This is a genomic window from Albidovulum marisflavi, from assembly GCF_025751435.1.
Taxonomy (GTDB): Bacteria; Pseudomonadota; Alphaproteobacteria; order Rhodobacterales; family Rhodobacteraceae; genus Albidovulum; species Albidovulum marisflavi.
Map to the genome: position 1 here is coordinate 147,721 of NZ_JAOWKY010000005.1, position 21,217 is coordinate 168,937.

At 62.8% G+C, this 21,217-nt stretch carries 22 protein-coding genes, 1 tRNA gene and 1 pseudogene; 22 read left to right on the plus strand and 2 right to left on the minus strand.

The annotated features are described in order from the left end of the window. Positions 1 to 268: 268 nt before the first annotated feature. The 13 genes and pseudogenes from OEW28_RS16580 to OEW28_RS16635 all read left to right on the plus strand — a co-directional run bounded on the left by OEW28_RS16580 (position 269) and on the right by OEW28_RS16635 (position 7,199). Positions 269 to 667 (plus strand): ketosteroid isomerase-related protein, encoded by a 399-nt coding sequence (locus tag OEW28_RS16580; protein WP_263735915.1) that lies wholly within the window; start codon positions 269 to 271, stop codon positions 665 to 667. Then, positions 664 to 1,251 (plus strand): GNAT family N-acetyltransferase, encoded by a 588-nt coding sequence (locus tag OEW28_RS16585; protein ID WP_263735916.1) that lies wholly within the window; start codon positions 664 to 666, stop codon positions 1,249 to 1,251. Before OEW28_RS16580 ends, OEW28_RS16585 begins: the two co-directional genes overlap by 4 nt. An 82-nt stretch (positions 1,252 to 1,333) precedes the next feature. Beyond that, positions 1,334 to 2,227: a carbon-nitrogen hydrolase family protein gene (locus OEW28_RS16590; protein WP_263735917.1), complete on the plus strand. Its 894-nt coding sequence runs from the start codon at positions 1,334 to 1,336 to the stop codon at positions 2,225 to 2,227. A gap of 83 nt (positions 2,228 to 2,310) precedes the next feature. Continuing rightward, positions 2,311 to 2,529, plus strand: coding sequence for a translation initiation factor IF-1 (gene infA / locus OEW28_RS16595; RefSeq protein WP_037209844.1), 219 nt, complete (start codon positions 2,311 to 2,313; stop codon positions 2,527 to 2,529). A gap of 1 nt (position 2,530) precedes the next feature. Then, a complete protein-coding gene (locus tag OEW28_RS16600; RefSeq protein ID WP_263735918.1) occupies positions 2,531 to 3,109 on the plus strand; it encodes a Maf family protein in 579 nt (192 codons plus the stop codon). Then, positions 3,106 to 4,158 carry a ribonuclease E/G gene (locus OEW28_RS16605; RefSeq protein ID WP_263735919.1) on the plus strand — a complete coding sequence of 351 codons (1,053 nt, stop codon included), beginning with the start codon at positions 3,106 to 3,108 and terminating at the stop codon, positions 4,156 to 4,158. The genes OEW28_RS16600 and OEW28_RS16605 overlap by 4 nt, the downstream gene beginning before the upstream one ends. Then, a complete protein-coding gene (locus OEW28_RS16610) occupies positions 4,155 to 4,331 on the plus strand; it encodes a DNA gyrase inhibitor YacG (RefSeq protein ID WP_263735920.1) in 177 nt (58 codons plus the stop codon). Before OEW28_RS16605 ends, OEW28_RS16610 begins: the two co-directional genes overlap by 4 nt. 82 nt (positions 4,332 to 4,413) lie before the next feature. Continuing rightward, positions 4,414 to 4,489: transfer RNA gene (locus OEW28_RS16615), tRNA-Phe, on the plus strand. A gap of 61 nt (positions 4,490 to 4,550) precedes the next feature. Continuing rightward, positions 4,551 to 4,739 (plus strand): annotated as a pseudogene (locus OEW28_RS18885) (DUF6538 domain-containing protein); the annotation flags it as partial. A gap of 394 nt (positions 4,740 to 5,133) precedes the next feature. Further along, positions 5,134 to 5,445, plus strand: coding sequence for a hypothetical protein (locus tag OEW28_RS16620; protein ID WP_263735921.1), 312 nt, complete (start codon positions 5,134 to 5,136; stop codon positions 5,443 to 5,445). Between the two features lie 105 nt (positions 5,446 to 5,550). Further along, on the plus strand, positions 5,551 to 5,766 hold the full coding sequence (locus OEW28_RS16625; protein WP_263735922.1) for a DUF1127 domain-containing protein: 216 nt from the start codon (positions 5,551 to 5,553) through the stop codon (positions 5,764 to 5,766). A gap of 170 nt (positions 5,767 to 5,936) precedes the next feature. Then, entirely contained in the window at positions 5,937 to 6,353 is a 417-nt protein-coding gene (locus OEW28_RS16630; protein ID WP_263735923.1) for a site-specific integrase, read from the plus strand. A gap of 705 nt (positions 6,354 to 7,058) precedes the next feature. Then, a complete protein-coding gene (locus OEW28_RS16635; protein ID WP_412174813.1) occupies positions 7,059 to 7,199 on the plus strand; it encodes an exonuclease domain-containing protein in 141 nt (46 codons plus the stop codon). A gap of 33 nt (positions 7,200 to 7,232) precedes the next feature. Here the strand turns inward: OEW28_RS16635 and OEW28_RS16640 are convergent, their stop codons facing one another. Both OEW28_RS16640 and OEW28_RS16645 read right to left on the minus strand, forming a co-directional pair. Further along, positions 7,233 to 10,256, minus strand: coding sequence for an efflux RND transporter permease subunit (locus OEW28_RS16640; RefSeq protein WP_263735924.1), 3,024 nt, complete (start codon positions 10,254 to 10,256; stop codon positions 7,233 to 7,235). Then, the gene (locus tag OEW28_RS16645; RefSeq protein ID WP_263735925.1) at positions 10,253 to 11,431 is read right to left on the minus strand and encodes an efflux RND transporter periplasmic adaptor subunit; all 1,179 of its coding nucleotides are present in this window, start codon (positions 11,429 to 11,431) and stop codon (positions 10,253 to 10,255) included. The genes OEW28_RS16640 and OEW28_RS16645 overlap by 4 nt, the downstream gene beginning before the upstream one ends. A gap of 481 nt (positions 11,432 to 11,912) precedes the next feature. Here OEW28_RS16645 and OEW28_RS16650 point away from each other — a divergent pair, with 481 nt between their 5' ends. From OEW28_RS16650 to OEW28_RS16690, 9 genes are all read left to right on the plus strand, one after another. Then, on the plus strand, positions 11,913 to 12,101 hold the full coding sequence (locus OEW28_RS16650) for a hypothetical protein (protein ID WP_263735926.1): 189 nt from the start codon (positions 11,913 to 11,915) through the stop codon (positions 12,099 to 12,101). Positions 12,102 to 12,305: 204 nt separating this feature from the next. After that, entirely contained in the window at positions 12,306 to 14,912 is a 2,607-nt protein-coding gene (locus tag OEW28_RS16655; RefSeq protein ID WP_263735927.1) for an ATP-binding protein, read from the plus strand. Positions 14,913 to 15,515: 603 nt separating this feature from the next. Continuing rightward, positions 15,516 to 16,658, plus strand: a complete 1,143-nt coding sequence (locus tag OEW28_RS16660) for an aminomethyltransferase family protein (protein WP_263735928.1) — start codon at positions 15,516 to 15,518, stop codon at positions 16,656 to 16,658. 196 nt (positions 16,659 to 16,854) lie between these two features. Continuing rightward, entirely contained in the window at positions 16,855 to 16,995 is a 141-nt protein-coding gene (locus OEW28_RS16665; protein ID WP_263735929.1) for an entericidin A/B family lipoprotein, read from the plus strand. 19 nt (positions 16,996 to 17,014) lie between these two features. Continuing rightward, positions 17,015 to 17,782 carry a flavodoxin family protein gene (locus OEW28_RS16670; protein ID WP_318527571.1) on the plus strand — a complete coding sequence of 256 codons (768 nt, stop codon included), beginning with the start codon at positions 17,015 to 17,017 and terminating at the stop codon, positions 17,780 to 17,782. A gap of 139 nt (positions 17,783 to 17,921) precedes the next feature. Then, positions 17,922 to 18,872, plus strand: coding sequence for a complex I NDUFA9 subunit family protein (locus tag OEW28_RS16675; RefSeq protein WP_263735930.1), 951 nt, complete (start codon positions 17,922 to 17,924; stop codon positions 18,870 to 18,872). 106 nt (positions 18,873 to 18,978) lie between these two features. Beyond that, positions 18,979 to 19,179, plus strand: a complete 201-nt coding sequence (locus OEW28_RS16680) for a hypothetical protein (protein WP_263735931.1) — start codon at positions 18,979 to 18,981, stop codon at positions 19,177 to 19,179. A gap of 19 nt (positions 19,180 to 19,198) precedes the next feature. After that, positions 19,199 to 20,521, plus strand: coding sequence for a glycine cleavage T C-terminal barrel domain-containing protein (locus OEW28_RS16685; protein ID WP_263735932.1), 1,323 nt, complete (start codon positions 19,199 to 19,201; stop codon positions 20,519 to 20,521). 135 nt (positions 20,522 to 20,656) lie between these two features. Further along, complete coding sequence (locus OEW28_RS16690) at positions 20,657 to 21,217, plus strand: type 1 glutamine amidotransferase domain-containing protein (protein WP_263735933.1); 561 nt, start codon at positions 20,657 to 20,659, stop codon at positions 21,215 to 21,217.

Consider the following 21,217-nt stretch of genomic DNA (forward strand, 5'->3'; position numbering starts at 1 on the left):
GGATGACCGGAATTTGGGCGATCCGGCGCGGCGCGCGACCTGCTGCGCCCCGTGAGTCCAGGCCGGCGTAAGAGGCCGGGACGAATGGGGCTCTGACGGAAACGCCCCAATGCGGCGCGCGCGCCGATGCGCAAGTCACGACGCGCCGCAACCGAGGATGGGATGCTGTCGCAAACGCGCTGATTTTCGTCTTGCGTGGTCTTGCGTTGAATTGAGTTTGCGGGCTAGCCACGGGCAAGCCCTGAAAAAACCGCCGAGGATTCCGCCGATGAGCCGCGACACCATTCAAGCCTACTACGACGCCTTCAACCGCGGCGATACCGACGGGATGATCGCGACGCTGCACGACGACTTTGCCCACCATGTGAACGAAGGGGCCACGCGGCTTGGCAAGGAGGCCTTCGCCGAGTTCTGCCGTCACATGAGCGAAACCTACAAAGAATTGCTGACCGACTTGGTGGTCTTCGCCAATGACGAAGGCACGCGGGGCGCGGCCGAGTTCGTCGTTAACGGCACCTATCTGAAGACCGATCCGGGCCTGCCCGAGGCGAAAGGGCAGAAATACGTTCTGCCGGCGGGCGGGTTCTTCACGCTGAAGGACGGCAAGATCACGCGCGTCACCACGTATTACAACCTGCAGGACTGGATCCGGCAGGTCAGCCAATGACAATCGAAGTCCTGACGCTGACCGGAGAGGCCTTCGAAGCCGCGTTGGATGATGTCGCCCGGCTCAGGATCGATGTGTTCCGGCACTGGCCCTATCTTTACGACGGCGACATGGACTATGAGCGCCGCTATCTTTCGCGCTACTGCGGAAGCGGCGGCGCGGTTCTGGTCGGTGCGTTCGACGGCGCAAAGCTGATCGGCGCGTCGACCGGTGCGCCGATGGACGAGCACTCGGACGACTTCGGCGCCCCGTTCGCCGCGCGCGGCATGGATCTTGAGCACATCTTCTATTGCGCGGAATCGGTTCTGCTGCCGGAATACCGGGGCAGGGGCCTGGGGCATGCCTTCTTCGATGCGCGCGAGGCGCAGGCGCGCCGCCTGGGGCGCAGGTATGCGGCGTTCTGTTCGGTCATCCGGCCCGCGGACCACCCCGCACGTCCTGCGGACTACCAGCCGCTGGATGTCTTCTGGCGCAAACGCGGATACGAGCCGCAGCCCGGCCTTGTGGCGGAATACAGCTGGAAGGACCGGGGGCAGCCCACCGAAACCGTGAAGGAGCTGCAGTTCTGGATGCGGGCGCTTTGATCCGCAGGGGCCGTCGGGCCCGTTTCGCCACAGCCGCGCCCGGGACCGTCGCGCTTTCGGGGCGGCAGAGAGAGGACAGGACATGAAGATCGCCGCCGCCGCCTATCCGCTTGATTGGTTCGATGACTGGTCCGCCTACGAGGCCAAGATCACCCGCTGGGTTGAGCGGGCGGCCGGGCAGGGGGCCGAAATCCTTGTCTTTCCCGAATACGGTGCCATGGAGTTGGCAAGCCTGGGCGGTCGCGCGGTCGCGGCCGATCAGGAAGGCTGCCTGCACGAGGTGTCGCGCCACAAGGCAAATGTCGACGCGCTTCATTCCCGTCTGGCCGCGGAACATGGCGTCCACATCCTTGGCGCGTCCGGGCCAGTCTTTGATCCCGCGATCCACCCCGGCCGCCCGGTGAACCGGGCGACGTTCTACGGCCCAGATGGCGTTCTGGGGCATCAGGACAAGGCCATGATGACCCGTTGGGAACGCGACGACTGGGACATCGCGCCGGGAACTGACATCAAACTGTTCGCGACACCGAAGGGCCCAGTGGGCGTGTCGATCTGCTATGACAGCGAATTCCCGCTGCTTGCGCGCAGCCTGGCAGAGGCCGGGGCCGAGATTCTGCTGGTGCCTTCTGCGACCGAAACGCTTGCCGGATTTACCCGTGTCCGTGTCGGTGCAATGGCGCGCGCCTTGGAAAACCAGATGGTCGCCGTCCATTCTCCGGTCGTGGGCAATGCGCCCTGGTGCGCGGGAATGGAGGAAAACACCGGTCGCGCGGCCATCTACGGTCCGCCGGACCGCGGGTTCCCGCCCGAGGGCATTCTGGCCGAGGGTGGTATGGGCGAGCCGGGCTGGGTCATCGCCGAAGTCTCGCTTGAGGCGATTCGCGAGGTCCGCGCTGACGGCGGTGTTCTTAACCTGAAGCACTGGCCCGAGCAGACGGGCCCGTCCGGGAATGTCATATTCGTGAATACCCCTTGACAATGCGCTTGAAAAATCCCGTTTGCGGGCGCATTTAAGGCGCGCCCGCAGACTTTGGCGGGCGGACTGATAATGGAGTGACCATGGCCAAGGAAGAAATGCTCGAATTTCCTGGTGTCGTGAAGGAACTCCTGCCGAATGCGACGTTCAGGGTCGAGCTGGAAAACGGCCATGAGATCATTGCGCATACGGCGGGGAAGATGCGGAAGAACCGCATCCGTGTTCTGGCCGGCGACCGGGTTCAGGTGGAAATGACGCCCTACGATCTGACGAAGGGCCGCATAAACTACCGTTTCAAGTAACGTGCGGCTGATCCTGGGATCGGCCAGCCCGCGCCGGAAAGAGCTTCTGGCGCAGATCGGGCTTGTGCCCGACGACATCCGCGCACCCGACATTGACGAAGACCCTATCAAGGGCGAACTTCCGCGCCCCTATTGCGCCCGCATGGCACGAGAAAAGGCGCTTGCCGTTCCTTGCGGGGAGGGTGAGGTCGTGCTGTGCGCCGACACCACGGTGGCGCTTGGCCGCCGGATCCTCGGCAAGCCCGCGGACGCGGGCGAGGCTGCGGCGTTTCTCTGGGCGCTTTCGGGCCGCCGCCACCGCGTCATCACCGCAGTCGCCGTCCGTCAGGGCGAACGTCTTTGGGAACGGGCGGTCGAGACGATCGTCAAGGTCAAGCCGCTTTCGGATATCGAGGTGAATGGCTACCTTGGCACGGGCGAATGGGAGGGCAAGGCCGGGGCTTACGGGATCCAGGGTCACTTCGGCGCGCTCATCCCCTGGATACAGGGGTCGTTCACCGGCGTCGTTGGCCTGCCCGTGGCCGAAACGGCATCGCTTCTTCAAGCGGCCGGCATAAAGGTATTCGGAGGCAACGCATGAAGGGTCGTCTGGTCGCTTTGGGCGAATACCGTGGCCGCGAAGCTGCTGCCCTTGTCGTCGATGGACGGCTTGAGGATGTGCTGATCGCACCCGCGGACGACGCGGCGCCGGCACCCGGCGCGATCCTGCGCGGCACGCTCGACCGGTTCGTGAAGGGGCAAGGGGGCGTCTTCGTCAAGCTGCCACAGGGGCGCAAGGGCTTCCTGCGCGAAACCCGGGGTCTGACGCCGGGTCAGCCCATTCTGGTGCAGGTTTCGGGCCACGCCGAGCGGGGCAAGGCGTTGCCGCTGACGACGCGGCTCTTGTTCAAGGGGCGTCTGGCGATCGTGACGCCAGAGGCGCCCGGCTTGAACATTTCCCGCCGCATCCGCGACGAGGATGCGCGCGCCCACCTTCAGGCCCTGGCCGAAGCGGGCATGGTCGGATCGGACTATGGCCTGATCCTGCGCTCCGCGGCGGAATTCGAGGAAGACGATACGGTCGCCGAGGACATCGCCACGCTTCGGGATCTTGCCGAACGGGTCATGGGCGATGACACGGGCGCGCCCGAACTTCTGGTCGACGCGCCACTCCCGCACGAGGAAGCCTGGCGCGACTGGGCTGAACCCGCACCTGATGACGTGGCCGAAGGGCCGGACGCCTTTGCGCGGCATGGCATCGACGACATGATCGATCAACTGCTGTCGCCCGAGGTGAAGCTGCACGGCGGCTGGACCATGGTGGTCGAGCCGACGCGCGCGCTTGTCGCCGTGGACGTCAACACCGGCGCCGACACCAGCCCCGCCGCCGGGCTCAAGGCCAATATCGCCGCCGCGCGTGATCTTCCGCGTCAGCTGCGGCTGCGCGGCCTTGGCGGTCAGGTGGTGGTCGATTTTGCGCCCATGCCGAAGCGGGATCGCGCGGCGGTTGAACAGCAGCTGCGCGCGGCCTTCAAGTTGGAAGCGGCGGAAACCAGCCTTGCCGGCTGGACTCCCTTGGGAATGTACGAAATCCAGCGCAAGCGTGATCGCCTGCCTGTTGCCGAACTTCTCGGGGGGATCGCCCCTTGACCTGCCCGATCTGCCGCAAGGACACCGACCCGAAGTATAGCCCCTTCTGTTCCAAGCGCTGCGCGGACATCGATCTGGGCCGCTGGCTGACCGGCGGCTACGTCATTCCGGGGTCGGCTGACGACGAGGACTCCCCGGCACCCGGAACATCTGGCGACGAACCGATCCACTGACGCGGAATTTCCGCCATTTCCCTCTGGACAGCCACCGCGCACTCGCCTAAGAACGCGCCACCCGGGCGGCGACGCCCCCGGTGCCCAGATAGCTCAGTTGGTAGAGCAGCGGATTGAAAATCCGCGTGTCGCTGGTTCGATTCCGGCTCTGGGCACCACCTCCACCGCCATCCCATTGATACGCCTCGGTTTATTGCTGAAACCGCGCGGGCGTAGGACATGGCGTATGACAAATCGATCCCTTTTTCGTTCCTTAAGGATGGCGTCTTTTACTTTGAGCGCAGAATCCCTCGGGACGTCCAGCATCACTACGACACGCAGAAAATCGCCTACTCGTTGAGAACTCGGTCTGCGATGGTGGCTGCGTCACGAGCACGCCGAGCAGCAGATCAGCTGGACGAGTACTGGTACCACTTGAGGATCAAGGACACGGCCCTGCCAGGGAAGCATAGGCTGCGGATTGCCGCTAGAAACCAATCACACCCGCCGTCGAAGACGTTGAACGAAACCGTGAATCTCTCCGAGGCAGTTGGGATCTATCTGAGGCTGAAGGGCAAGGGACGCCCCGCGACTTTCAAAAGAGCCGCTGAGCGTTCCTGCGGCTACGTCATTGATATTTGCGGTGACAAGGATCTTCAGGCCTACACGAAGGCTGATGCAAACCGCTTTCGGGATTCCCTCATCGAGCGTGGTCTGTCTGGCAGCAGTATAACGCGAGTATTCGGCACTGTTCGATCTGTCGTGAACTTTGGTGCCAGTGAGCTGGGGGTCACGATGGCGAACCCATTTGGGAACGTCTACTTTGATCGGCAAGCTGGTGTTAAGGATCGTGTGCCGCTGGGCCCAGAGACCGACGGAGTTCGGCAAGGCACCAGCGAAGCGCACCAAGCGGATCTTCGGCCTCGCCGAAAAGTTCGGCGGCAATGCGGCGCCGGGCGACTGGTCGGCCTTCGGTCAGAAGCCGGGCAAGAACGCACCAAGCCTGGTGTCCACGAACGGGAAGCGCCTTGCCCTCCGCGGACAGGATGACAGGCCTTCCGAGCAATCTGATCCGCATCGGTTCACCTCGCTGATGGCCGGTCCATCCGCTCCAGCCTATCGGCAGGCCGTGTGACGGGCCGTTTGAAAGTCTTCCTCCTTGAGGGCGGACGATCAAGCGCGAGCGCACACGCGGCCCGGCGAAGATCGAATCGCAACCATCAGCCAAGGAACAAAGACCATGGATACCGCCCTGAAGAAACGTCATGAGTCGCCTCCGCGTGCATCGCACCGGCTCTCTCGTCTCCTACTGTGGTTCATCGCCGCCGACGTTGCCTATCGCCAGGCCCGGATACTGGCCGAAATGCCGCCGGAGCGGTTGCGCGATATGGGCATCAGTGCTGAAGAGGCGAAAGCGGTCGCCTGGTGGCCGCCCCTCTTCGGAAAGAAGGCCTAGACAGTTGCAGGCGGTCCGCGGCCTTCTTTGGCGAGGCAACGCATCCCCTGCATGCGCTAAGACCTGCGGGTTCGAGGCGCTCCCTCGCCGTAATGCCGGATGGCCGTGTCTTGACTAGACCAAACTAGTTTTAGTCTTGTGGTAAGTCGTAGGGGCTGGCAGGTCCAGTCATGACCATCGCCAACCCACCCGCCATTTGCGCGCGCCGTCCCGGTCTAGTCAGGGGCCGTGTCGCAGGCCAGAAGCAACCGCTCCTGCCCAAACACGTCTGGGCCCATCGGGTGCGCCAGGAGATCTTCGGGAACCACGGCGACCTCGCCCATTTCAACCTTGCCATCGACAGCAAACTCCGAGGCTGCGACCTCGCGAAACTGGAGGTCGTAGATGCTAATGCGTCAGTGCGAGTCAACGAGGGCGCCCGGATTATCCAAAACAAGACTAAGCGGTCCGTTCGGTTCGACATCACCGAAAGCATAATGAGGTGGCTCGCGCGATGGATGGAGGAGCCCTTGATGATCGGCTCGGAACATCGCTGGCCTGGCCGGTTTCACGAGCGCCTGCACATCTCGACCCGGCAAACCGATTGACATGTCAGCCTTCGGGCAGCTTGGAGCCGTTCGCGCCCGTTCAGATCCATGCGTTCACGTCAATGCTAGTGTGCGCTTTCCGGCTCGCGCAGCTTTACATCAACGCCGTTTTGTCAGCGTTATTGCTCACGCTACCTTTACATTTTCGACGAACACCTCGCGCCCGAGGCGAAAACGTCAAGGTTTGTTGGGTTTTCGATGTAAAGCAATGTCAAGCTACGGGGGTAAAAGCTCCCGTTTTGATGCCCGAAACCGGCCCATTCGGCGAGTTACCTTTACGCTAAGTTGACAGACCTTTACGTTTTCAGGGTGAGAATCGCGCTTTTTCGGCTTTTTCCAAACGCTGCTCACCGCACCTGTTGCTCACCTGACGCGCCTAGACATGCAGCTGGTTCAACCCTGGTTGGTCTCTTCAGTAGAGCGCTCTTCGGCTCGGACTATTTCCGAGGACAGCAATTCGGAGAGAGGACGCAAGCTACCGCGTGGCTTTGCTGCACTCGGCACCTAGACCGCCATCTTGCTTCCTCATGGATCCGCTCCGCACCATCTTCGGCTTGTCCTAGGCGCATAGGACAGCAGCTCGGACCGGAGGCTGAAACCTGCTCCAGAGGGCGCATTTGAGATGACCAGCGCGAGCTGCGGCGAATGAGCGGAGAGCCCCGTTGTCCGTGCTTGCCGCTCAGGGTATGCAGGACCGTGACCTTCGTGTTCTACGATCTGGAGACCACCGGCACCTCGCCGGCCTTCGATCAGCCGCTTCAGTTCACGGCGATCAAGACGGACGATGACTTCAACGAGATCGAGCGCGTCAACCTCCGCTGCCGTCCCGCGCGTCTCTTGAAATAACCAGATCAGACTCCCTTCGTCGCGAACCTTTGGTTACCGCGTCAACCTCCGACCGAAGCCGAGCCGGTTTCGAAGCCCCTCGATGACGCCAAAGAGTGATGGCACGAAGAGTAGCGACAGCAGGGTGGATACCAACAACCCGCCGATCACTGCCGTGGCCATCGGTGAGCGGAATTCTCCACCCGCCCCGAGCCCCAGCGCACTCGGCACCATTCCCGCTGTCATGGCGATCGTGGTCATGATGATCGGCCGGGCGCGCTTGTGGCCGGCGTCGATCACCGCGTCCTTCAGGCTCATGCCGCTGCGCTCGCTCTGGATGGCAAATTCGATGAGCATGATCGCGTTCTTGGTCACGATGCCCATGAGCATCAGGAACCCAATGACGACTGGCAGGCTGATGGCCTTGCCGGCGATCACCAATGCTCCGATGGCACCGCCGACCGACAGAGGCAGCGACAGAAGGATCGCGACTGGGATCACGAAGCTGGAGAACAGGAGAACCAGAACCACGTAGACCATCATGATCCCCGCCGCCATCGCGAGTCCGAAGCTCGTGAACACGTCGCCCATGACCTCGGCGTCGCCCGAGCGTTGGATCTCGGTGCCCTCCGGCATGTTGCTGGGCGTGGGCAGCGCCTCGACCGCGGCCAACGTCGGCCCCAGGACCGCGCCGTCGGCAAGATCGGCCTCGATGGTCGCACGGTTCAGCCGGTCGTAGCGGTCGATCACCGCCGGGCCGTTGCCGATCTCGACATCGGCGAGGACGAAAAGAGGGATCGGCGCCCCTGTGGCCCTCGGAACTCGGATCGTCTGCAGGCGGGAAAGATCGTTGCGGCTTTCGGCTGCGATGCGGACTATGACCGGAATGCGCAGATCGCCGACCGAGAACTTGGCCAGATCCGCCTCGTTGTCGCCGATCGTGGCCACCCGGATCGTGCTAGCGATGCTGCCTGCGGTAACACCGAGATCGGCGGCGATTTGCGGTTTTGGGATCAATCGGATCTCGGGGCGGGTGAGAGCGGAACTGTCCGAGATGTTGCGCACCATACCAAGCCCGTTCATCTCGTTCGCGATCGCCCGCGCGGCAGTCGCGGCCTGGTCCTGGGTGTCGCCCAGGACCGCCAAGGTGATGTCGCGCTGACCGTCCGAGGTGAAATTGGCTCGGATATCCGGAACTGCGCGCAGACGCGGCTCAAGCCGCCGTTCGATCTGCCAGGCGGCGATGTCGCGTTCCTCGCGTGGGCCGTAGTCAACGACAACCAGAGCGTCCGTGACCGCCTTGTTCCCTCCCCAGACGAATACGCTCTTGACGGCGGGATCCTGGGTAATGGCCTCGGTCAGAGATCGTGCCACATCGCGTGTGTTGTCGAGGGTGCTTCCCGGCGGCAGTTCAACCGTAATGACCGAACGGCCCTGATCCTCGAGTGGAAGGAATTCTGTAGGAAGGAGCGTGGCCGAGAAGATCGAGCCGGCGAACACCACGAGGCCAAGCAGCAGCGTCGCGGCGCGGTGCCTGACGGTCCAGCGCAGAACGGCAAGGTATCGGCGCATCAGCCAGCCGTCGGCCTTTTCCATTTCCACGGCGTCGTCCTTCAGGAAATAGGCTGAGAACATCGGGGTCAGAAGGCGCGCCACAATTAGCGAGAAAAAGACCGCAAAGGCGACTGTCAGGCCGAACTGCGCAAAATACTGCCCCGCGATCCCGCCCATGAAACTGACCGGCGCGAAGACGGCGATGATCGTCAGGCTGATGGCGATGACCGTCAGGCCGATTTCGTCGGCGGCCTCGATGGAGGCCTCATAGGCGCGCCGTCCCATCGCGATGTGACGTTCGATGTTTTCGATCTCCACGATCGCGTCATCGACGAGGATGCCGGTAACCAGAGTAATACCGAGGAGGCTGACGATGTTGAGGGAGAAACCCAGCATGTGCATCGCCATGAATGTGGGGATGATGGAGAGCGGCAAGGCAAGGGCGGTGACCACCGTCGCCCGCCAGTTCCGCAGGAACAGAAACACCACCAGGACCGCGAGCGCAGCGCCTTCATAGAGCGTCTCCATCGCGCTTTCGAAGTTGCCCTGCGTGTAGACCGTGGTGTCGTCGATGAGGGTGACCGCAAGGTTCGGGTAGTCAGCGGAGAGCGTTGCGAGCCTTTCCCGGACAAGTTCGGCCACGCCAGTGTCGCTGGCACCCCGGGCGCGATAAACGCCGAAAGCCACGACCGGCTGACCGTTGAAGGTGGCGAAGTTCTCCGGATCGTCGGCGCCGTCGACAATCGAGCCAAGCTGGTCGAGCCGGATCGTGCGCTGCCCCGATATCGCCAACGGCGTAGCTGCCAGCTCTTCGAGTGTCCCTGCACTGGCCAGCGTGCGGATCGAGAACTCCTGGCCGCCGAGATCACCGCTGCCGCCGCCAAGATCTATGCTGGTGGCGCGTAGCTGAGATGAGACCTCGCTCGCGGTTATGCCCAGCGACAGGAGCCGGTCAGGTTCGAGATCGACGAGGATTGCCCGGTCCGCGCCACCGATCCGCGATATGCCGCCTACGCCCGGCAAGCTTTGCAGTTCGCGGGCAATCACCTCGTCCACGAAAGTCGAGAGTTCTTCGATCGTCTGGGTGCGGTCGGCGACAGCGTAGGTCATGATCGCTTCGCCCGTCACATCGACAATGCGGACGATCGGCTCGGTCAGGCCGCCGGGCAGTTCGTCTCGGACACCCGTCACGGCGTCCTTGACATCATTCAGCGCCACATTCGTATCCGTCTTGAGCAGGAACTGGATCGTGATCGTGACCGCCCCGTCGCCCGTCGTGGAGAGCACGTGATCGACGCCGGAGATGCCGGCGACCGCGTCCTCGATCGGCTTGGTCACCTGCGTTACCAGCTCCGCAGGCGATGCCCCGGGCTGGCTTGCGGTTACGGTGATGATCGGGACGTCGATGTTTGGAAAGCGCGTCACGGGCAGGGCAATGAAGCTCCAGGCCCCGACGACGCAAAGAACAAGGAACAGCGCGATCGAGGGCACTGGGTTCTTGATGGCCCAAGTCGAGAAACTCACGGTCCCGCTCCCGTCGCGGCCTCCACCGGCCGCACATGATCACCGTCGCGGAAGAAGGCGCCGGCGCGGGCGATGACGGTTTCGCCTGGCGCAAGCCCCGTCATGATCTCTCGATAGGATCTCCAGATCAGGCCCGGAACCACTTCCCGCCGTTCCACCGTGCCGTCTCGGACCACTTGGACGTAGGGCCCCGCGTTGTCGGTCAGGACGGCCGTCACTGGCACGGTCGTCGCTTCGTGCCGATCGGTGACGATGCTGCCGCTGGCAAATACGCCCGAGCGCAGCGCGGCATCGCCCTCCACAGTGATCCGGACTTCTCCGAGCCGCTTTACCGGGTCGACTGTCGGCGCGACGATGCGAACAAGCCCGATCAGGTCTCCGTCCGCGCCGGACACCTGCACGCTGCCACCCTGCCCAGGCTCAAGCTCGCCAAGCGAGGTCTCGATCACTTCTGCCGAGAGTTCGATCACGCCGCCGCCGATGATCGTCATGAGCGGTGCCTGCCCGACAGCTGTCAAGGCGCCGACGTCGGCATTGCGGGTCCCGATGATCCCGCCAACCGGTGCCACGATCTGCGTCCAGGATAGGTTCAGGCGCGCGATGTCGCGCTGCGAGAACGCTTGGGCACGCTGCGCCTCGGCGATAGTCAGCCCGTCCCGTGCCGAAGCGGCAGCCGCGCGCGCCGCCGCCGCTTGTGCCAAGGCGGCGTCGTAGGTCGCTTGGCTGACGTTGCCGCCCTCCATAAGCGTGACCATCCGCTCCAGTTCGGACTCCGCCTGCGTCTGGCTGGCTTCAGTCGATGTGATCTGGTTGCGCGCCTGCCGGATCGCCGACTCGGCACTGGCGACCTGTGCCTCGGCCTGCGAGAGTTGAGCTTCGAACAGGTCGCTGCGCAGGAGGACGAGAACATCACCAGCGTTAACCCAGTCGCCAACGTCCACATTGACCTTGCGGATTTGCACTCCTGTCAACTGCGGCGTGACCAGGATTTCCTCCCGTGGGACGAGAGTTCCGGTAATAGGAACCTCCGCAATGACCTCTCGAATTTCCGTCGGCACCACGGTAACGGTGGGTGTCGCGCTATCGCCGGTGTTCTGGGCGGGCAGGGCGGATGGGGCCAACGCGGACCATCCTCCGACCACGTAAGGAAGAAGAAACCGCAGCGATCTAGCCATCGCGAATCCCTGCCCGTGAACCTATGATCTCTATAAGTCGCCGCGACTCAGGCGCGCATTGTAGCTTTTCTTCTCAGCTCGGTCGATTGGCCGCCTCGTTTGGTCCAATCAACATCAGTGCTCGCTAGTCCTATGCGCGCAGTTCGTGGCCTTCTTGCGGGAACGATGGTCGGCTCCCGACATCCGGGAGACCGAGTGGATGACGATCGAGAAAGCGCGCAGCGCCATCACTGAGTTGCGTGCTGACTCAGCTGTGGACCAGCGCCACGTCGACGCGATAGCCGCGTTCATAGATGAGCGCGAAAGCTGGCTGATGTGATCACCGTCTCGGTCAGCGGATCGAAGGTGCTGACGCATGACGGTTGGCGATCAGCGCAGAAGGCCAATATCGCGCAGAAGATAGTCCGAGAGATAACCCGCAAAGTAACGTAGGGCTTTGCGCTGTTTCGTTTGTCGTTTCTGGCCGCTACGGAACGGGAAGGTGATCGAGGTCATCATTGTCGTTTTCTCCTTGCGACCGATCGATTTGCTGATGTCAGCAGAACGGCCGAAAGACGGGGTGGTGGAGTTGGCTCATCGAGAGCGCGCCTTCGTGGCGACGGTCACCAACGTTGTGATAGGACCTGCCCTCGCTGGCGGCCCGTCTGCTCGTCGGTTCGCGATCAACTGATTGCGCCGGGGTGGTCCTGACAAAGCGGAACATCGTTCTTGCCTTTCATCTCGAGTTGGTTGCGTGTCTCTGTCCGTCAATGTGACAGGGGCCTGGAACGTCCGCGTCGGAGGGAGTCCCCATTTTTCGCGCTGAAGCTCCCCATTTTTTCAGCAACGAATTGCGAAAACCGATATCGTTTCCCTAGGGAGATCGGGGTTCGTCATGCAGCTTCACGAGCGTGCCGAGGCGCTAAGGTCACTCAAAGAGCGTTTCCAAGCCGCCCTTGACGGGCACGGCTCATGCATCGTTGTCCAAGGTGAGGCCGGAATTGGGAAGTCTACGTTATTGCACAGCTTTGTCGGATCCTTGCCCGAAGACGCCAGGGTGCTGCGCGGCGCTTGCGAGGATCTTTCCATCGCTGAACCACTCGGCCCTCTTTGGGACCTGGCGCGCGAGGCAGGCTGGCAGCTCAATGCAGACTTGGGCGGAACTGGCGGTAGGCTGGCGGCATTCACCGAAGCGCTGGCATCCATCTCGGCTCTGACTGTTCCGACGCTGGTTATCGTCGAGGACCTGCACTGGGCCGACATCGCCACGATCGATTTCCTGAAATTCGTGGCGCGCCGTCTGGATGGGCGCCGCCTGATGCTCGTGGTCACCGCGCGTAGCGACGATCCGCGCGGCAGGACGAACATCAGACAGATGTTGTCCGGTGTCCGCCCGGATCGTGTGAACCGTATCGACCTGAAACCGCTGTCTAGGGATGCTGTTGCAAAGCTCGCTGAAGGCACCGGGCTGGACGCCAACGCATTGTTCAAAGTTACGAACGGAAATGCCTTCTATGTGAGTGAACTGGTTAAGAGCGGGCTGTCCCAAGTCCCGGCCAGCGTCGAGGACGCCGTCCTAGCTAGGCTTGAGGCACTGGGCCGCGGGGCGCGCAACGTTGCGGAAGCTGCCTCGGTCTTGCCCCGGCGGGCCGAAGCGCGCTTCTTGATCTCGATTGTCGGTGCCGGGGGCGAGGACGCAATCGAGGAGTGCCTGTTGAGCGGCATCCTGGAACCCCAAGGCGACTTTCTGGCCTTTCGCCATGAAATTGCTCGTTTGGCGGTCGAGTCATCGCTTGTGCCTTCGGTGCGGCGCAAGCTGCATGAAAAATGCCTCGCACTTATGGAAGCTGAAGGTGCAGGTTTCTCAACGCGGCGTCTGCACCACGCGCGTCAGGTGGGCGACGAGAATACGCTGCGACTTCTCGCGCCCCAGGCAGCAAGAGAGGCACTGGAAATGGGTGCGGTGCGAGAAGCCTGCGCCTTTTTCGACCTGGCCCTAAAGTATCCGCAACCGATGAGCGATCCTGAACTGGCGGAGTTTCTGGAGCAGGCTGCCTGGGCAAACTACCTGGTCGGGACGAACAACCGCTCGATATCTCTTCAGTCTTCCGCGCTCGAAATCTATCGGAAGACAGGCGACGCCCTCAAGGAAGGCGACAGTTACCGCAAGCTGTCGCGCTATCACTGGCTGTCGACCAAGATTCCACAATCAAGAGAATTCGCGGACAGGGCGGTTCGCGCACTGGCCAATCACCGCGGTCCGGAACTGGCGATGGCCCTGTCGACGCAGTCGCAGCTCTTCATGTTGGACAAGGTCTTTTCTCGGGTCGGTGAGCCTGCCCGAGAGGCGATAGCCCTGGCCCGCGAATTTGAACGCCCTGATATAGAATCTCACGCCCTGAACAATCTGGGGCAGTCGCTTGCCCTGGCTGACCCTGAAGCCGGTCGGCAGATGCTGCGCGAAAGCATCGCGATCGCCATGCGCCTGAACGACACTGACAACGTCGCGCGCGGCTATACAAATGCTGCATTCTATGAAATCGACCTTCTGAACTTTCCCGACGCAGAAGCGTTGGCGCAAAAGGGCATAGACTACAGCAACAACCACGAACTCGACGGCTACAAGCTTTACCTTTCGGGTGCGTTAGCGTGGATCCTGTTGCGACAGGGCCGCTGGAGCGAGGCAGAGAGCCTTGAGGAAGCAGGTTTCGCAAGCGATGCTCCGCTCGATGAGGAAATCCAGTTCTTCACGTCAGGTCGGAGCTTTACAGGAGCATGCGCGATCGCTTGGCTCGCGACCCGTAGAGGCAATCCGATACCGGAAGCAGTGACACGCTTCCTTTCTGCATTCATGGTCGGTGCCGATGAAATGCAGCGGCTCAACGTGCATGCCTCCATATTGGGTGAACTTGCCTGGCATGAACGCGCTGACCGCGACGACGCGGTCGATGCGCTACGCCGGGTCGTTCAACGCGCGGAAAATGTGGCGCTGGCCCCGGAATCCGCAATTTGGCTCAAGCGTCTGGATCCGGGAGCGAAGATAGTATTAACGCCGGAGCTTGGGCTGCCCTACAAGCGCGAGCTTGAGGGGGACTGGGCCGGCGCTGCGGAAGCCTGGTCGGCGCTCGGCGCTCCATTCGACGAAGCCATGGTTCTAGCTCAGGGGGATGAAGCCGCCCGGCGAAAGGCGATCGCCATACTGACGCGGCTTGGAGCAACGGCCACTGCGGACCGCGTTCGTGCGGCGATGCGCAGCGAAGGGATGGCGGACGTTCCGGCGATGCCGCGATCCTCGACCCGAGAGAACCCCCTTGGGCTTACGAACCGCCAGCTGGACGTTCTGCGCGCCCTGAATGAGGGTTTGTCGAACGCCGAAATCGGCATTCGCCTGTTCGTGTCACCAAAGACGGTGGATCACCATGTCTCGGCGATCCTGGCAAAGCTCGATGTATCTACACGTGGGGAAGCGGCCGCGAAGGCACGCAAGATGGACATCCTGTGATCAGGCGGGAGCTTGTTCGAAAGCGATGAATATGGTCCGGTGGACAGTGCGCAATCGCTCAGAAGGCGAACTACAGATCGCTGGATAGCGAGCCGTAAGCCGCCGCGCTGAGGAATGGCTCGACGTCTGCATACAAACCGACAAAGCGTCCCATGGTCGAGAAGCCAGACTTAAGATGCTCAGTAGTCCGAGACGGACAGATCCCGCTTGAAGTCGAAGTCCTAGATGATCCGAACATCCATGATGGGGATGCGCTCTGGCGCCGCCGACATCCTGGCGTTTTGACTTCCCACCCAACTTCCACGGCGGAGCTGTCGAAAGTAGGTAGTTTGTATATAACTGTCGCTTTTTGAGCGACATACAGAGACTTCAGATCCTCTCCCTTATTGTGAGGATTGCCGTATCCTTCCGATGACAACGACCAGCACCGAGAGTGCGCAAACCGGGAAAACAGCGGGGAGAGAAAATGCAGACGTTGCGCCATAGAAAGAACGTCAAGATATTCCTGGCCGCCGCTATGGCGGTTGCGCCCAGCCTTGGCTTTGCGGCCGGAGCAGAAGCCCGCTGCCGGGCCGTGAGATCGCGGCAGGGCGACAGCGCCGCGTGACGCCGCTCTACCACGGGCTCAAGGAAAAAGGCGCGGTCTACACCGAGGTTCATGGGTGGGAACGGCCCAAGTACTTTGCCCCCAAGGGCTTTGTGGAAAAACTGCAATACCGCCGCAACAACACCTTCGATCTGGTCGCTGCCGAATGCCGCGCGGTGCGCGAACGGGGCGGCATCATGGACCTGTCGAGCTTCGCCAAGTTCGATGTTCTTGGCCCGGGCGCACCAGCCCTGCTTGACCGGCTGACCGCCAACAGGCTGCCGCAGAAGCCGGGCGGCATCTGCCTGACGCATGTCTTGTCCGAAGGGGGGCGGATCGAGGGCGAATGGACCATCACTAGGCTGGCCGACGATCATTTCTATCTTCTGTCGGGCGCCGGATCAGAGCGTCAGGCGTTGGATCATCTGCAGTTTGCAGCCGGCGATGATGTAACCATCGTGAACCAGACGGATGAGCTTGGAATGATCCTCCTGGCCGGTCCGAGGGCACGCGAGGTTCTCGCGCCGCTGACCGACGCTGATTTGTCGAATGCGGCCTTCCGCTGGCTCTCGGGGCAGGAGATTTCCATCGCGGGCGTTTCGGTCCGCGCCCTGCGCGTGAACTACGTGGGCGAACTGGGCTGGGAACTGCACGCGCCGATGGCTGAACTTGCGCGGCTTTACGATGCGATCTGGTCCTCGGGCGCGGCGCATGGCATTGCCGATTTCGGCGTCCACGCCGTGAACAGCCTGCGGATGGAGAAGGGCTATCGCGGCTTCGGTTCGGAACTTACCAACGAGATCACGCTTATCGAGGCCGACTGCGAGCGCTTCTACGCACCCGGCAAGGGCGAATTCCGCGGCCGGGAGGCGACCGAGGCCGTGCGTCGCAAGGGGATTGCTACCAGGCTTGTCTACGGCGAGGTCGCCGCAACCGACTGCGACATCCACGGCGGAGAGCCCGTGATGCAGGGCGATGCCGTTGTCGGCGTCTGCACCTCGGGCGCGTATGGCCACGTGACCGGCAAGAGCCTTGCGTTCGCCTACGTCGAACCCGGAAAGGCCCAGGAGCTTGAAATCGTCGTCCTGGGGGAACGCCGGGCGCTGACGCTGTGCGCCGAACCGGTCTGGGACGCCACGAACGCGAGGCAAAAGGCGTAAGCGTGGCGGGACTTTTCCAGCCCAGAGCCGAAAGCCGGAAATCAAGCCGGGCCTGAGCTTGACCGTCGGGTCAGCCGGCGGGCGAAGAAGCCGAGCCTGCCATGCGGCCAAGGCATTGCCGTAAACCGCTGGTCGCAGGGAACAAGGGGCCAGCCCGATGCGTTGTCCCTCGTTCTGGATATCAGATGGAGGCAGCATGACCCGCAACGCATTCGTAGTCCTGGGGACGCTCGGTTTCCTGTTCCTGTCCGCCTGCGAAACCATAGAGGGCGCGGGGCGCGACATCCAGACGGCGGGTGAGGCCGTCACGGATTCCGCGCAGGACGCGCATTACTGAACCACGCAGAACTCGGGGAATGAGCCATGCAATCGCGACAGGATACCGATATCAGCCCTCGGGTCAACCGTCGGAGTTCGACGGGATCAGGGCGGTCTTCGTGAACACATCCCTCAAGAAAAACGCCAAGGAAAGCCATACCCAACTGTTGTTGGATGTCTCCGCACGGATGATGAGGCGTAACGGCATCACGGTCGATATGATGCACCTGCTTGATCACCATGTTCCGCCCGGCATCTATCCGGACATGACCCAGCACGGATGGGACCGGGACGACTGGCCCGGACTTTGGCGGAAGATCCTTGCCGCGGACATCCTGGTCATCGGCACCCCGATCTGGCTTGGCGAGGAAAGCAGCGTGTGCCGCATCCTGATCGAACGGCTGTACGCTATGTCCGGCAAGCTCAACGACAAGGGGCAATCCATCTTCTACGGCAAGGTGGGCGGTTGCGTGGTCACGGGAAACGAGGACGGCATCAAGCATGTCGCCATGACCGTGCTCTACGCGTTCAGTCACCTCGGCATCACGATCCCGCCCCAGGCGGATTGCGGCTGGATCGGCGAGGCTGGCCCCGGTCCGTCCTATGGGGATGAAGGGGATGACGGTAGCGGCGTGGGCTTTGACAATGAGTTCACGCAACGCAACACGACGATCATGACCTGGAACCTGATGCATCTGGCAAGGTTGCTTCGCGCCAACGGCGGGTATTCCAATCGCGGAAACGACCGCAATGCCTGGAGCGAGGGTCATCGCTTCGGCCACGAAAACCCCGAGCGGGTCAGGTGAAAGGCCGCCGCGATCGGCATCGCCTTGGCGTCGCCACGCGGTAAAGCCGAAGTTTTTCGTGACGGTGAAACGTTTTCGTGCCGCGGACGTTGAGGTTGAAAGCCGGTGGTCGACCGGATTTGCCCGAAGGAGCAGCGCCATGCCGCAAGACGGTCTTGTCACGGTGTTCGGCGGTACCGGATTTCTGGGCCGCAGGGTGGTCCGGCATTTGCTTGATGCCGGCCATCGCGTTCGCATCGCGGCCCGCCACCCCAGGCGCCGGAAGGATCTGCTTGCGAACCCGCAAGCCGAAGCCGCCACCGCGGACCTGTTCGAGCCCGAAACACTGCGGGTGGCGCTTGAGGGGGCGACAGGAGCCGTGAATGCCACCAGCCTCTACGTCGAGCAGGGCGACATGACTTTCGAGGCCGTGCATATCGACGCCGCGGGCCGGCTTGCAAGGCTTGCAGGCGAGGCAGGCGCGCGCCACTTCGTCCAGATGTCCGGAATAGGGGTCGATCCAGATGCGGACGATCGCTACATCCGCGCCCGCGCCCATGGCGAAAGTGCGGTCTGCGCCGCCTTTTCCGACGCCACGCTGATCCGGCCTTCGGCGATGTTCGGTTCCGGCGATGCATTGATTTCCGCCATCCTTCGAACGGCGCGGCACTTTCCCGTCTTTCCGCTGTTCGGGCGCGGCCAGACCCGGATCCAGCCGGTCCATGTCGAGGATGTGGCCCTTGGCATCGCGACCTTGCTGGACAGCCAGTCCCCCGGGGGCGTCCCCGGCGGCGTCCCCAGGGACGTCCCCGGGGGCGTCTACGAATTCGCAGGCCCCCGCGTCCTGACTTACCGGCAACTCGTGTCCGAAGTCTTGCAGGCCGCCGAACGTTCGCGCCCGCTGCTTCCGGTCCCGTTTCCGGTCTGGCAGGCCATCGCGGCCGTGGCCGAATATCTGCCGGGGGCGCCGCTGACCCGCAGCCAGATCGCGCTGGTCAAAACCGACAATGTCGCCCAGGGAAGCTGTGCCGGTCTGGGCGATCTGGACATAACCCCGACCGACATCACCGAGTTCGTCCGCCGTGAATGCCGCGGCGAAAGCGCGATCTGAGCGCCGGCGGCAGGGCTTGGCTCAGGTCGGCGGGGCAGGCGAAAGCCCCAACGCCGCGGCGAACAACATCAGGGCTTGGGTGCCCGAGACAGGAAAGGAACATGCCATGATCACCAATCATTCAGCCACGGCCGCCATGGTCAGCATGGTCGATGTGCCGCCAAGCGACAGGCCGCCGCAGGAGGCGCCGCCGCCGTACCCGCCCGAGGAGATCCCGCCGGAGAACGAGCCATCGGAACCGCTTCCGCCCGATGAAACGCCAGAGGACCTGCCGCCGGAAAGCCCGCCCCCGCAGGATCCGGCCTGACGTCGAGGGAGTGCGAAACGTGGAAAAGCTCCGGTCACACCCGAATGTCCCCAGCGTCGATCAGTCCGATCGCAATGTTCCGAGAAACCTTCGTCAATCCGGTCCGACCCCGGTCCAGATGCTGATCTCGACGCGGGTGCGAAAGTCCCCGTTCTGGCATCTCTCGATCGAGGCCGGGTGCTGGCGGGCGACGGTCTACAACCGGATGTACCACCCGCGCGGTTTCGTGAAACCCGAACACGGCGGCGCCATGGCGGAATACCAGGCGCTGGTCGAACGCGTGACGCTTTGGGACGTGGCCGTCGAACGGCAGATCCGGGTTCGTGGCACCGACGCGGAGGCCTTCGTGAACTACGTGATCACCCGCGACGCGACCGCGCTCGAGGTCCTGCACGGGAAATACGTGATCCTGTGCAACGAAAGCGGCGGCATACTGAACGACCCCGTCCTGCTGCGGCTTTCGCAGGACGAGTTCTGGTTTTCGATCTCGGACTCGGACCTGATGCTTTGGCTTCAGGGCGTCAATCTGGGCAAGCGCTTCGACGTGGACATCGCCGAGATCGACGTGGCGCCGTTACAGGTGCAGGGGCCGCTTTCGGAGGCCTTGATGGTCGATCTGTTCGGCGACGCAATCCTGGAACTGCCCTACTACGGCCTGATGGACGCGGAAATCGCGGGCTCTGACGTCGTCATCAGCCAGACCGGTTTCAGCGGCGAAAAGGGCTACGAGGTCTATGTCCGGAACGCCTCGCAACACGCCGAGGCCGTCTGGTACGCGATCCGCGGTCGTGGCGCGCGTTACGGCCTGCGGGTGATCGCCCCGGCCCATCACCGCCGGATCGCAGCCGGCATCCTGTCCTGGGGGCAGGACATGGACTCCGAAACCTCGCCCTTCCAAGTGAATCTCAGCTACCAGGTGCCGCGCAAGAAGGAAGCGGACTACATCGGCAAGGAAGCGCTCGAGCGCCAGAGGGAGGAGTTGGAGCATGGCCGCCCGCCCTTCCAGCTGAAGCTTGTGGGTCTGCGCGCCGGCGGCAAGCCGATCACGGACTACGCCCCGGACTTCTGGCTGATCAACACCCCCGACATGGAAAGGGTTGGCTACGTCACCTCGGCGTGGTGGTCACCCGAACTGCGCACCAACATCGTCCTTGGGTTCGTGCCCTGGCGGCTGTCCGATGTCGGGAACGAATTCATGATCGAACTGCCAAGCCGTTATTCCGAAGGCGAGGGGCAGGCGGAACCGGCCAACGCCGTCGTCTGCGAGATGCCGTTTCGTAAGTCCGTCAATCCAAGCGCCCGTGAACAGGCGCGTTCAAAGGGGCGCGACTTTGCGGACTAGGATCGCCGCGCAAGCAAGCACTTCGTCAGGCGGTGCGACAGGGCGCAGCGATCGTGACGCGCGGGAACAACGGGCGCTTCCACCTGTTGATCTTCCATGCCGCGCCGCACTGCGCGCAAACGACAGGAGAGTGTCATGCCCAAGATCGACAAGGCCCGCGTTCTTGTCATCGCGACGGATGGATTTGAGCAATCCGAACTGGAAGTGCCTGTGGACGAGCTCAAGAAGCGGGGCGCAGAGGTCTGGATCGCCAGCCCCGACGGCAACGACATCCGCGGCTGGAAGAACGGCGACTGGGGCCAGACCGTCTCGGTCAACGCCTCGATCGGCAATGTGCGCGAGGCGGCTTTCGACGCCCTGGTCCTGCCTGGCGGGCAGATCAACCCGGACGTCCTGCGCACGAAGCCGGAAGCCGTCCAGCTGGTGCGCGACTTCCATGACGCAGGCAAGGCCATCGCCGCGATCTGCCACGGCCCCTGGCTTCTGATCGAGGCCGATGTGGTGAAGGTTCGCGACGAGACATCCTATGAATCCATCGCCACCGACATGAAGAATGCCGGCGCGAACTGGAAAGACGCCGAGGTCGTGGTGGACCAGGCGATCATCACAAGCCGCTCTCCGGCCGACCTGGGGGCGTTCGTCGGCAAGATCGTCGAGGAGATCGAAGAAGGACCGCACAAGCGCGATGCCGCGTGA